We start from the raw sequence: 12,158 nt of genomic DNA on the forward strand, positions 1-12,158 counted from the left end.
TTATTTAAAGGTAAGTTGTGATATTAATGTCAAACACCAGTCGTCATCAAGGATGATTTTTTCATCTACTGAATTTCGTAATTACCCAACGCGCAGAGTAACGAGATTATGTCAAAATCAAAAGAAGTATTATTTAAGCTGAGTTAGGACAAAAAAAATAAGATGAATTCACCAATTCAAGCTGTAAGTGCGCCTTATAGAGGAGATGCTTATTATCGCACCCCTCCGCCAGATTTACCTTCTTTATTGTTAAAGGAAAGAATCGTTTATTTAGGTTTGCCTTTAGTCTCTCCCGATGAATATAAAGATCAATTAGGGGTAGATGTAACAGAGTTAATTATCGCCCAACTGTTGTTCTTACAATTTGACGATCCAGATAAGCCTATTTACCTGTATATTAATTCTACGGGTACATCATGGTATGGTGGAGATTCCATCGGATTTGAAACGGAAGCCTTCGCCATTTGTGACACGATTAGCTATATTAAGCCTCCTGTTCATACTATCTGTTTAGGTCAAGCTATGGGTACGGCTGCCATGATTTTAGCATCTGGGACAAAAGGCTGTCGATCGAGTCTTCCCCATGCTACTATTATTTTGCATCAAGCTAGACAAGGAGCGCAAGGACAAGCTACGGATATTCAAATTCGGGCAAGGGAGGTTATTGTGAATAAAAGAGTGATGATCAATATCTTCTCAGACAAAACAGGACAACCCCCTGAAAAGATCGAAAAAGACACTGATAGAATGCTCTATATGAATCCACAACAGGCGAAAGAATACGGCATTATCGATCGAGTTTTAGAAAGCACAAAACAATTACCAGTACCTTTATCCGCCGTCGGTTAATGTTAAGGGTATAAATTGCTTCAATGAAATGAGAGTTTAAAATTCTTGTGAATTATCCTTTTTCATTCTAAATTCGCCATTCTGCCACGAACCTTTTATCTATTCACCATCAGAAAATCAAGAGGAAAAAATATGCCTATAGGAGTACCTAGAGTTCCATACCAAGCACCCGGACAACCTTACAGCGACTGGGTTAATATTTACGATCGTCTTTATCGAGAACGAATTATCTTTTTAGGTAGAGGAGTTAATGATAGTTTAGCCAATCAAATTATTGCGGTAATGCTCTATCTCGATTCTGAAGATAATAATAAGCCTATTTATCTTTATATTAACTCTCCGGGTGGTTCTGTAACGGCAGGATTAGCGATTTATGACACCATGCAACATATCAAATCGGAAGTTGTCACTATTTGTGTTGGTTTAGCCGCTTCTATGGGTGCATTTTTACTAACAGCTGGAACAAAAGGAAAGCGTTTAGCTTTACCCCACTCTCGGATTATGATACACCAACCATTAGGAGGAGTTCAAGGAAGAAGACAAGCTACCGATATTGAAATCGAAGCAAAGGAAATCCTGCGTATTCGGGATGACTTAAATGGAATGATGGCATTTCATACAGGACAACCTATTGAAAAAATTGCCAAAGATACCGATCGAGACTACTTTATGTCAGCACAAGAAGCACTTGAATATGGATTGATTGATAAGGTAATCGAAGATAGAGTATAAAAGTATTAGGTTTAACCTTAGTTTGATGGAATAAAGTTAGTGAAAACTAGACGGGGTGGACAATTGGACAATTAGACAGGTAGAAATAAAATGTAAATAATTTCAAAATCACGAAAAAAATTGATTTATTATTGATAAGTGTCTTCCTATCTCTCTGTCTTTTTGTCTTCCAAGTCATTCATCAACTATAACCGAATCCCTAAAACCTTATAATGAAAAATCATTCTTCTTCCCGTAACAATTTTATTATTTTCTTTTTTCACTGGTTAGAAAATCGTTGGGCAACTCCTGCTTACAGCGGATGGATTTTAATTGGTATTGCCTTAAGTTTTTTTGGTGCCGCTACCAATACTATGGCCGGTTGGCTATACGTGTTAAGCGGAATATTATTATCTTTATTGGCTTTAAATTTATTTGTAGCAATCAATACTCTTAAACAACTGCAAGTAAAAAGATCGATGATAGAAGCTATTAGTGCCGGAAATGAATTAACGATCGAATTAGTTGTCAGTAATCCTACCAAAAAAACAAAAACACTGATAGAGATTATAGATGAATTACCCCTAGAATTGTCAGGAAAAATTACCCACAGAATAGAAAGTTTACCCCCACAAACTACTTTAAAATTAATATCCTACGCCCACACCAAAAAAAGAGGAATTTATCATTGGTATAATCTTCAACTGAAAACTGCCGCTCCTTTTGGATTATTTTATAGTACTCGTCAAAAATTAGTAGAAAGTAAAGCGATCGTATATCCTCAAGTATTGCCTTTGCAAACCTGTCCTTTAATCGATACTATTGGCAGTCAAGAAACTAAGCAACAACAAAGTGAAAGACTTTATCAAAATGCTACAGAAGGTGTGACTAAAGCTCTACGACAATATCGTTATGGAGATCCTATTCGTTTAATACATTGGCGCAGTAGTGCTAGATTTGGAGATTTACAAGTAAGAGAATTAGAAACTATTACTGGAGGAGAAGAAATTATTATTTGTTTAGACAACTCCAGTCAGTGGCAACCAGAATATTTTGAAACAGCCGTTATTGCAGCCGCATCAATGTATTTTTATGCTAGTCGTCAACAATTAGAAGTAAGATTATGGACGGCAGATAAAGGCTTAATCAGAGGAAGTCAAGTTATGTTAGAAACTCTCGCAGGAATTGATTTTGGAGTGACAAAAACTGAAGACATACCCTTATCCTCTGTTATTTGGTTATCTCAAAATCCCAATACCTTATCATTACTTTCCCCCCATAGTCGTTGGTTATTATTTCCTTCCACGGAAAATAAACTTGCCATTGATAATCTTTTAGGTATTTTTTATGATGAGGATATACCCTTACAAACTTTGTTACAAAAACCTCTATAAAAATGCACTGTATAAGTGTAACTCATAACTTATTTGCAAGAGTTAAATTACGAAATTGAAGGGCTTGTTGTTCAATTTTTTCTGCCAAACGATTACATACAAGATGAGATAACTCAAAAATTAGAGAATCTTCTACATAATAATATGCAGATGTTCCTTCTGGACGACGGTTAATAATTCCAGCCTGCAGCATAATCTTTAAATGTTTAGAAACGTTAGCTTGACTTGTTTTAGTTAAATCGACTAATTCTTGCACACATTTTTCTCCATCCCCTAAAAGATTCAGAATTTGCAGACGCATCGGATTACTCAAAATATTAAAATATTCTGCAACTTGTTCAAGAATTTCTGAAGGTACTTGTTGGGATGTAACCATAAAAGTATAGTAAATTTACATCTACATTTTACAACTAACTTTGTCAAAATCCTATAGATGGAAGAATTGATAGTTAATAGTTGATAATAATAAGTAGTGAACTGTTTTTGATTAATTAATCATTTTAGGAGTGAGATAATATATTCTTTAGAAAGCGGAAAAGAACTAAATATGCCTTAGAAAAAAGTTATGTAAGACTAAAAAGAGAACTCATAGCGGGATCTGTACTTTTAGGAATAGTCTTTCTGATTGGTACTTTATGGTTTTGGTTGATAGAAGAATGGTCATTGATAGACTCTGCTTATATGACTATGATCACCTTATCTAGTGTCGGTTTTGGGGAAGTAAACCCATTAGACGATCGATCCCGATTGTTTACGATGGTATTAATCTTAATGGGTATTCTCGTTATCGGTTACTTAGTTAATCGAGTTACAGAGGCATTTTTACAAGGTTATTTTCGGGAAAGTATTCGTTTAAGACAGAAAAGGAATGTGATTGACAAATTATCGAATCATTATATATTATGCGGTTTTGGACGTACAGGAAATTATGTAGCGAAGGAGTTTGCTATAGAGGGTATTCCTTTCATTATTATTGACTCAGAGTTAGAAGAAATAGAAAAAGCACAACAACAAGGATATTTGGGACTTCAAGGAGATGCTACTCTTGATGAATCTCTGTATCTAGCCAAAGTTGATAAAGCTATTTGTATTGTCGCCGCTTTGAGTTCTGATGCTGATAATTTATATACAGTTATGTCAGCAAAAGCTCTTAACCCTAAAATTCGAGCTATTGCTAGGGCAAGTACTGAAGAAGCTGTGAAAAAATTAGAACGAGCAGGAGCAGATGCAGTTGTATCTCCATATATTACAGGAGGAAAAAGATTAGCCGCCGCCGCATTACGTCCACAAATAATGGATTTTGTCGATGGTATTTTAACAGGGGGAGAAAAAGCCTTTTACTTGGAAGAATTTTTGTTACAAGAAACTTGCCCCTATTTAGGCCAAAGTTTAAGTGAAACAGGATTACGATCGAAATCAGGTGCTTTAGTAGTCGCTATTCGTCGTCGTGACGGAAATATTATCGCAGGTCCAACGGGAGATAGTATATTAGAAATAGACGATTCTTTAATTTGTATGGGGACAGCAGAACAATTAAGGTCTTTGAATAGTATTTTAGCACCGTTGTAAAATTGAGAATGATTAAGTGCTAATTACTGATTCTGAATTATTTAGAGGATTTTATGAATAAAATTTTAGTAGTAGAAGATGAGCAAAAATTAGCAAAATTTTTGGAGTTAGAATTGCAATATGAGGGTTATGAAGTAATTGTTGCCAATGATGGTATCACAGGGTTAACTTGTGCAAGAGAGATTAATCCAGACTTAATTTTACTAGACTGGATGTTACCCGGTATTTCCGGTTTAGAAGTTTGTCGTCGTCTGCGCACTTCTGGCAGTAAAATCCCTATTATATTATTAACTGCTAAGGATGAAATTAGCGATCGAGTGGCGGGATTAGATGCCGGTGCCGATGATTATATTGTCAAACCCTTCAGCATCGAAGAATTATTGGCGAGATTCCGTGCTCATTTGCGCCGTAGTAACGAAGAAGATCCTGATCAACTACAATTTCTGGATCTTACCCTTAATCGTCGTACCCGTGAAGTAAAAAGGGGAGATCGTTCGATCGAATTAACTGCTACAGAATATGATTTGATGGAGTATCTTCTTTCTCATCCTCGACAGGTATTAACGAGAGATCAAATTTTAGAAAGAGTCTGGGGTTATGACTTTGGCGGTGATTCTAATATTATTGAAGTTTATGTCCGTTATCTACGGCTAAAACTAGAGTCTAACAAAGAAAAAAGAATTATTCAAACCGTCAGAGGAGTTGGTTATGTCTTAAAAGAGTAGTTGACAGTTGATCGTGAATAGTGAAAAATTAGCAATTAGCAGTCAGCAGTTAGCAATTAGTGATGATAGTTATTGACTCGCTTTAGCCGTAGATTGCTTTATGCCTCGCAACACTGCTCGATTTATTACACGGTGATGAATATCTAACATCTAACACCAACATCCAAACACCCAAACACCTAATTATCATGAATCACCAGCCGAAAATAATCGTTTTAGATGATGATCCCACCGGTTCTCAAACAGTCCATAGTTGTTTATTATTAATGCAATGGGATATTGATACTTTAAGAGATGGTTTACGTGATCAAGCACCAATTTTTTTCATTTTAACTAATACAAGGGCATTAACTCCTAATGATGCAAAAGAAGTTACAAAAGAAGTATGTTGTAATCTAAAAAAAGCGATCGAACTTGAAGAAATAAAAGAGTATTTAGTTGTAAGTCGATCGGATTCGACTCTAAGGGGACATTATCCCCTAGAAACAGATGTTATTGCTGAAGAATTAGGAGAATTTGATGCCCATTTTCTGATACCTGCTTTTTTTGAAGGAGGAAGAATCACCCGTAACTCTATTCATTATCTTTTAGTCAATGGTGTGGAAACCCCAGTACATAAAACAGAATTTGCTCAAGACTCCGTATTTGGTTATAAATATAGTTATCTTCCTGATTATGTAGAAGAAAAAACTAAAAGTAGAATTACCGCCAATAAAGTAGAAAGATTTTTACTTAACGATATTAGAAATAACACTCAAAATCGTCTGCGAGAATTAAAAAATAATCAATGTGTTGTGGTTGATGGAGAAACACAAGAGGATTTAGATAAATTTGCTCAAGATTTGCTACAAGTTGCCAGTGAGGGTAAAAAATTTCTCTTTCGTAGTGCCGCCAGTATTTTAACTTCTTTGGCAAGATTAGGTAAACAACCGATCGAGGCTGAAAATATGGCAAAATATAAACCTCATGCTAACTCTGGAGTTGTTATAGTTGGTTCTCATGTCAAAAAAACTACTTCTCAACTAAATCAATTATTACAACAGCCTGATATTGTGGGTGTTGAAATTGATGTAACCATATTAAGAGATAATTTAGTTAGACGAGAGGAGATTATTAAATCAGCCTTAGATAAAGTAGTACAAACATTTAATAATAATAAAACTCCTGTAATTTATACCAGTCGTCAAGAATTGAATTTCTCTAACATCGAAACTAGACTAGAATTTGGCAAAGAAGTATCAAAAGTATTAATGGATATTGTGCGAGGTTTACCCCATGATATTGGGTTTTTAATCAGTAAAGGTGGCATTACTTCCAATGATGTTTTAAGTGATGGTTTAGCCTTAAAAGAAGCTAGATTGTTAGGACAAATTTTAGCAGGATGTTCTGTTATAATCACACCAGAAAATCATTATCTTTTTCCTAATCTACCAGTGGTTTTATTCCCCGGAAATGTAGGAGATGATCAAGGTTTAGTTACTGCTTATCAACGACTAAAATAGGGTATGGAGAAAGAGAAAAATAAATAATAAGAATTGATTTATTTCAACTATTTATTATTTTTAATACTTTTTATTTGTATAAATTTTTTCTGATTAAACCCTTATTAATCATAAGGTTTACCTGAGTTCGAGAAAAAATCCTTGATGTAGGTAGGTTTTAGGCTTTAGGGTTTAGGTTTTAGGTTATAAAAATACCAAATCTGATTGAATTATTTAATTAAATTAATCTAAGTAAAATCAATTGTTAACAGTTTTCCATCAATTAGTTACCTAATACCTAATACCTTCTTATTACCCATACATTTTGGATCGAACTGAGGTTACTCTAAACTTTTTTAAGAAGAAAAGTGCAAAAAATTAAGCGGGTTTAGTTTTTACCGTTACATCTCCATTAACTAAAGTTTGGCAAGCTAAACGATAACTTTCTGGTTTTCTGCGTAGTTTTTTTTCTTCAAAATTCGTTTTCGGAGACAAATTTTCTATGCCAGAGACAATCTCGACAATACAAGTGGCACATTGTCCATAACCACCACAATTGATTAGCTTACCTCGCAATCTATAAATATCAATCCCATTTTGTAAGGCTTTTTCTCGGAGATTTACACCATCAGCGGCTACTGCGTCCTTATTTTCGTTTATAAACGTGATTGTCGGCATAATTGTTCGTTAACTCCTCTAAAATGTTAAGTTTTATATACTAATATTAAGAAATTATAAAAAAAATTGGTACGGAAAAACAAAAACTCTATTTTAAAAGGTAGTGATTATCGATCGAATTTCCCTCAAGAGATAATATAACTTGTGTGTTCGATAAAGTTTAGTTGTAGAAATTAAAGACAAGATACTATAAACAAGAGTAGAATATTTTGAATTTTTCATCTTAACCACGGATTTATGCCCTAGAGGCTAGATCAGTATGTAATATCAAATTATGATCTTCACCAGTATATAATTAAAATATATATTTTAAAAAAGAATAATTTAAAATTTAGTGAATTTGAGTAAAAGTCAAAAGTTTCTTTTGCAACATCAAAATTTTTCATTGATGAATATAGCAATCTCCAATTATTCAACAGAATTAAATTCTCCCAACCACTCCTATAAAAAGAGAATGAAATGAAGTGGCAAAAATTAAATCAGGAAAGAGAAAATATGAATAAAACTAAATTAATCAAACTATTACTACAGCTACGGAAACAGAATAATTTGGGTATTTCCTTAACTGAATTATTAGTCGCTTTAGTGATTAGTGGCATTGTTTTGACGGCGGCTGCTAGTGGTTTCATTAATCTTTTAAGAGCGAATCAAGATGTGGAATCAAAAAGCGTCAGAAGTAATGGTTTGGCACGGGCTTTAGCTTTTATGCAGGAAGATGTAAAACAGGCTAAATCTGTTCAAGCTGTATTACAGACAGATGATACAAAATGTGACTCTGGGGCAGTAGGTTCAACTTCTGCGGTAAACTCTCAAAGATGTCTGAAAATAATCTTAGCTGATGGTAGTGCTATTTATTATGGTTTTAAAGACATTAGTGGCACAACTAATCAACCATTTTTAAAGCCCGGCATTTTGAAAAGACAGCGATATAATGCTAGTGGTTCAGCTGTAGACTTTAATAATGTTGTATTAGCAACTCAAAGTAATGCTTGGAATGATCTGGATACAACCATAGCTGATGGGTTAATTAATACCAATTCCAATACTGTTTGTACTTGGCAGGGTGTCGGATTGGCGACTTCAGCAACGGTTACTGTTTATGGTGGAATGAGTTCTGGGAATGGTGGCTTTCGTTTTTGTTTAAATAATAATACTTCTTCTAATCGTCTCGTGAGAATATTTTTGTATGGTTATACGGGTTCAAATACTCTGCCCATTTCTACGGAAATTGTTACTTTTGGTCGATCGCAATAGACTTGTTTAACAATTATGATTATAAGAGAAGCTTCGGGAACACTTTTTTCTAAAGAGTAGCATCATTTCTCATTCTGTGAGCAAAAAGAACTATAAACTATATAAATTTAATGATTTCGATACTTAAATTGATTCTAGCTATATATAATCTACTTGCTAATAGATAAAAACACTTTTGTAGGAGTCCTATTTGCTTTAATGAGCAACACATATAAAATAATTGGAATTATCGTCAAAAAGCAACCTTTTGGAGAGAATGATCTCTTAATTACTTTTCTTTCCTCTGATAATGGATTAGTTAAAGTCATTGCCCCAAAAGCAAGAAATCATAAATCAACCTTGAGAGGAAAAACAGAATTATTGATAGTTAATCATTTTTCTATCCTTAAAGGCAAAAATCTCGATCGAATTATAGAAATTGACACTATAAAATCTTATCCTAAATTAACCCAATCGATCGAGAAATTAATGGTTACTCAATATCTTGCCGAGTTGATTTTAAATTTAGGGATGATCGAACAATCACAATCGGAATTATATACTCTTTTCAATGAACATCTACACCGTATAGAAAAGCTATCTATCAATGAAAGTCTATTTCCTTATCTATCTCAAGCAGTATTTCACTTTTTAGCCGTCACAGGAATTGCTCCTAATGCCTATTACTGTGTAAAAACCCAACAGCCCATTAATCCCAATTTCGATCAAAAAGATTGGAAAGTCGGTTTTAGCTTTGAAGGAGGAGGTATTATTAATCATCATAGTAATATATCATCTACTTCGATCGATCTCAATCTCAACGCTCTCGAATTGGCATTATTACAAAGTCTTTCCGATAAAACCATATTTGCGATTCCTGAAAATATCCCTTCTTTTTATTCTCATTCTCACATTGAAAAAGCATGGATTAGAGTCGAGAAAATCTTGAAAGACTATCTTGAGTTTTACTTAGGTCATGCGCTAAAATCAGCACAGATTATGACCGAGATTCTGGGAAAAACTCTTGTCCCATTGTCATAAACATTTGATAAAATTTCTTTTTTCAGTCGCTTTAGCAGACTTGTGCTATTAGCATCGAAATTTATTTCGATGTGAGTCAATGAGACTTTAGAATGATTTATATAGCATATTTTCTTGAAAATATCCTCAGAGTTTAATGATTTTTTCTCCTAAAAATAGAAGATTAATATCATAACTTATTTTATACTAATTAAAAAGATTAAATATAAGTTAATTAGAATTAATAATAGCTTTAAAATTACTAAAAAAATGCCAGTATCAGACACAGAAAAAGAAGAACAATCTAAGCTAAAATCACCCTCTTTAAATAGCATAAAAATAGAGATAAAATCAGAGAAAACTCAGCTTGGCACAGGATTTATGAGTGTATTGAAAAATTTAAGTTTTCTTATACTTTGGTTGGGACAAGTTTTTTCTCAATTAGCTGATAAAATTTATCTGGTTTTAATCATCGCTATTATTAGTAGTCATTTTAAAACGGAAGGAGAAAGTATTAGTCGTTGGGTATCTTTAGTTATGATATCTTTTACAATTCCAGCAGTACTATTTGGCTCTTTGGCAGGAGTCTATGTCGATCGATGGTCAAAAAAAGTAGTTTTAGTTACCTCTAATTTATTGAGAGGAATTTTAGTTTTTACTATCCCTTTTTGCTTATTAAGTAATAATAATAAACAAGAATTTTTACATTTACCTTGGGGATTTTGGCTAATTTTATTGATAACTTTTTTAGTTTCTACCGCTACCCAATTTTTCTCTCCAGCAGAACAAGCTACGATACCTTTAATCGTCAAGAAAAAAGATTTATTAGCCGCTAATTCTGTTTATACTACTACTATGATGGCAATGTTAATTATTGGTTTTGCTATTGGTGATCCCATCTTAGAATTAGTAGGTAATTGGGGGGAGAAATTTAATTTTAATTATGGACAAGAATTATTAGTCGGAATGTCTTATGGTATTGCCGGATTAATTTTAATCATTTTAAATACAAAAGAAAAAGAAAAGGATAAACAAACGGAAGAAAAACATCCTTTAGAGGATATAAAAGAAGGATTACGCTATTTACAAAAAAATCATCGAGTCCGTAATGCTCTTTATCAGTTAGTAATTTTGTTCTCAATTTTTGCCGCTTTAGCTGTATTAGCAGTACGTTTAGCAGAGACGATTCCTGGCATGGAAGCATCTCAATTCGGTTATCTTTTAGCCTCAACTGGAGTTGGTATGGCGATCGGAGCAACAATTATAACACATCAAGATACCAAAATTTCTCATACTAAACTAAGTTTTTGGGGATCTATGGGTATGTCTGGTGCTTTAATGGGGTTATCTATATCTACTAATAGCCTCTTTTTTGCTTTAATAATGACGGTGATTTTAGGGATTTTTGCCGCTTTTGTCGGGATTCCTATGCAAACCACTATCCAAGGAGAAACCCCTCCTGATATGCGAGGAAAAGTGTTTGGATTGCAGAATAACGCCGTTAATATTGCTTTGTCTTTACCTTTAGCCTTAGCTGGGATAGCCGAAACTTATTTCGGATTGCGTATAGTATTTTTTATGTTAGCTTTATTAGCTATAGGTGGAGGCACATTAACTTCTTTCATTACTGGAAAATAAGGAACTAATTAGGTTCAAAATTCTTCATACTAGATGTAGATATATTTTTATTTTAATTGAGATTATGTTAGTAAATCATTATAACTTCTTAAAAATTGCTTATCAGGGATTAATTGTATTTGGATTCAGCACCACTGCGATCGTGTCTGGTATAATTCCAGAAATAAATATTCACACTCAAACAGTTACATTTAGTAACCATGCGATGGCAGAAAATATAAGTGATGCTGATTTAAAAAAATATGCTCAAGCCGCTATGGAAATTGAAAGGATAAGAAAAACTACTTTTGAAAATATTGAAAGTATAGTAGGAAAATCAAAACCCAGTCAACTGAATTGTTATCAAGAAGATAGTTTAAATCAATTACCAAATAATGCTAGGACTATGGCACTTAGCTATTGTCAACAATCGGAAGAAATCGTCAAAAAATATGGTTTAACAATTAATCAATTTAACCAAATAACTCAACAAATAAAACAAAATCCAACTGTCAAACAAAAATTACAAGCTATTATCGGGCAAATGTGATAATGAATAATTAATCGTGAATAGTTAAATATAAGCAAACTAATTAGATAATGTATTTTAGTTATACTTAATTATGCAATGTTTTGTGTTGCATTAAGACCCATTTTTATTAAATATTCAGGAAAATAATATTAATATTCTCCTCCTTTTCCCAGTTTTATCTTCCTCAGTAAATATCAATGGGTTTGCTAGTTTACAAAAGACATCTCCCACAATTTTAAAAAATTAAGGCTTCAGCCCTTATGAAAAAAAAAGATGAGATGAGGTATATTTTCCGTAGATGTCTAAACTATTCTTGCCTGTCATAATTAAATTCAAATTATTTCTTTTT

At 33.3% G+C, this 12,158-nt stretch carries 12 protein-coding genes; 10 read left to right on the forward strand and 2 right to left on the reverse strand.

Annotated elements, in window-relative coordinates; all coding sequences use genetic code 11:
- Window positions 1-162: 162 nt before the first annotated feature.
- The 3 genes from GM3709_RS17000 to GM3709_RS17010 all read left to right on the forward strand — a co-directional run bounded on the left by GM3709_RS17000 (window position 163) and on the right by GM3709_RS17010 (window position 2,954).
- Window positions 163-849: an ATP-dependent Clp protease proteolytic subunit gene (locus GM3709_RS17000; RefSeq protein WP_060832873.1), complete on the forward strand. Its 687-nt coding sequence runs from the start codon at window positions 163-165 to the stop codon at window positions 847-849.
- A gap of 132 nt (window positions 850-981) precedes the next feature.
- Entirely contained in the window at window positions 982-1,581 is a 600-nt protein-coding gene (locus GM3709_RS17005; protein WP_060832874.1) for an ATP-dependent Clp protease proteolytic subunit, read from the forward strand.
- A gap of 212 nt (window positions 1,582-1,793) precedes the next feature.
- Window positions 1,794-2,954 (forward strand): DUF58 domain-containing protein, encoded by a 1,161-nt coding sequence (locus tag GM3709_RS17010; RefSeq protein WP_060833027.1) that lies wholly within the window; start codon window positions 1,794-1,796, stop codon window positions 2,952-2,954.
- A gap of 22 nt (window positions 2,955-2,976) precedes the next feature.
- Here the strand turns inward: GM3709_RS17010 and GM3709_RS17015 are convergent, their stop codons facing one another.
- The gene (locus tag GM3709_RS17015) at window positions 2,977-3,330 is read right to left on the reverse strand and encodes a helix-turn-helix transcriptional regulator (RefSeq protein WP_060832875.1); all 354 of its coding nucleotides are present in this window, start codon (window positions 3,328-3,330) and stop codon (window positions 2,977-2,979) included.
- A 140-nt stretch (window positions 3,331-3,470) separates the two neighbouring features.
- Here GM3709_RS17015 and GM3709_RS17020 point away from each other — a divergent pair, with 140 nt between their 5' ends.
- The 3 genes from GM3709_RS17020 (at window position 3,471) to GM3709_RS17030 (ending at window position 6,750) form a co-directional block, all read left to right on the forward strand.
- Entirely contained in the window at window positions 3,471-4,523 is a 1,053-nt protein-coding gene (locus GM3709_RS17020; RefSeq protein WP_071828063.1) for a TrkA family potassium uptake protein, read from the forward strand.
- 53 nt (window positions 4,524-4,576) lie between these two features.
- Window positions 4,577-5,248 (forward strand): response regulator transcription factor, encoded by a 672-nt coding sequence (locus GM3709_RS17025; protein ID WP_060832877.1) that lies wholly within the window; start codon window positions 4,577-4,579, stop codon window positions 5,246-5,248.
- A gap of 185 nt (window positions 5,249-5,433) precedes the next feature.
- A complete protein-coding gene (locus tag GM3709_RS17030; protein ID WP_173645757.1) occupies window positions 5,434-6,750 on the forward strand; it encodes a four-carbon acid sugar kinase family protein in 1,317 nt (438 codons plus the stop codon).
- Between the two features lie 357 nt (window positions 6,751-7,107).
- Here the strand turns inward: GM3709_RS17030 and GM3709_RS17035 are convergent, their stop codons facing one another.
- The gene (locus GM3709_RS17035) at window positions 7,108-7,407 is read right to left on the reverse strand and encodes a 2Fe-2S iron-sulfur cluster-binding protein (RefSeq protein ID WP_060832878.1); all 300 of its coding nucleotides are present in this window, start codon (window positions 7,405-7,407) and stop codon (window positions 7,108-7,110) included.
- Window positions 7,408-7,866: 459 nt separating this feature from the next.
- Here GM3709_RS17035 and GM3709_RS17040 point away from each other — a divergent pair, with 459 nt between their 5' ends.
- The 4 genes from GM3709_RS17040 to GM3709_RS17055 all read left to right on the forward strand — a co-directional run bounded on the left by GM3709_RS17040 (window position 7,867) and on the right by GM3709_RS17055 (window position 11,827).
- Entirely contained in the window at window positions 7,867-8,661 is a 795-nt protein-coding gene (locus tag GM3709_RS17040; RefSeq protein ID WP_066121503.1) for a type II secretion system protein J, read from the forward strand.
- A 198-nt stretch (window positions 8,662-8,859) separates the two neighbouring features.
- A complete protein-coding gene (recO, locus tag GM3709_RS17045) occupies window positions 8,860-9,681 on the forward strand; it encodes a DNA repair protein RecO (protein WP_066121505.1) in 822 nt (273 codons plus the stop codon).
- Between the two features lie 249 nt (window positions 9,682-9,930).
- On the forward strand, window positions 9,931-11,298 hold the full coding sequence (locus GM3709_RS17050; RefSeq protein WP_060833029.1) for an MFS transporter: 1,368 nt from the start codon (window positions 9,931-9,933) through the stop codon (window positions 11,296-11,298).
- A gap of 64 nt (window positions 11,299-11,362) precedes the next feature.
- Complete coding sequence (locus tag GM3709_RS17055) at window positions 11,363-11,827, forward strand: DUF4168 domain-containing protein (RefSeq protein ID WP_060832879.1); 465 nt, start codon at window positions 11,363-11,365, stop codon at window positions 11,825-11,827.
- Window positions 11,828-12,158: the final 331 nt, after the last annotated feature.

Source organism: Geminocystis sp. NIES-3709 (assembly GCF_001548115.1).
Classification (GTDB): Bacteria; Cyanobacteriota; Cyanobacteriia; order Cyanobacteriales; family Cyanobacteriaceae; genus Geminocystis.

Bases quoted from the DNA above. Each gene is read 5' to 3' on its own strand.
- GM3709_RS17010 (WP_060833027.1), top strand. From the start codon at position 1,794: ATGAAAAATCATTCTTCTTCCCGTAACAATTTTATTATTTTCTTTTTT.
- GM3709_RS17000 (WP_060832873.1), top strand. From the start codon at position 163: ATGAATTCACCAATTCAAGCTGTAAGTGCGCCTTATAGAGGAGATGCT.
- GM3709_RS17025 (WP_060832877.1), top strand. From the start codon at position 4,577: ATGAATAAAATTTTAGTAGTAGAAGATGAGCAAAAATTAGCAAAATTT.
- GM3709_RS17040 (WP_066121503.1), top strand. From the start codon at position 7,867: ATGAAGTGGCAAAAATTAAATCAGGAAAGAGAAAATATGAATAAAACT.
- recO (WP_066121505.1), top strand. From the start codon at position 8,860: ATGAGCAACACATATAAAATAATTGGAATTATCGTCAAAAAGCAACCT.
- GM3709_RS17015 (WP_060832875.1), bottom strand. From the start codon at position 3,330: ATGGTTACATCCCAACAAGTACCTTCAGAAATTCTTGAACAAGTTGCA.
- GM3709_RS17055 (WP_060832879.1), top strand. From the start codon at position 11,363: ATGTTAGTAAATCATTATAACTTCTTAAAAATTGCTTATCAGGGATTA.
- GM3709_RS17050 (WP_060833029.1), top strand. From the start codon at position 9,931: ATGCCAGTATCAGACACAGAAAAAGAAGAACAATCTAAGCTAAAATCA.
- GM3709_RS17035 (WP_060832878.1), bottom strand. From the start codon at position 7,407: ATGCCGACAATCACGTTTATAAACGAAAATAAGGACGCAGTAGCCGCT.
- GM3709_RS17005 (WP_060832874.1), top strand. From the start codon at position 982: ATGCCTATAGGAGTACCTAGAGTTCCATACCAAGCACCCGGACAACCT.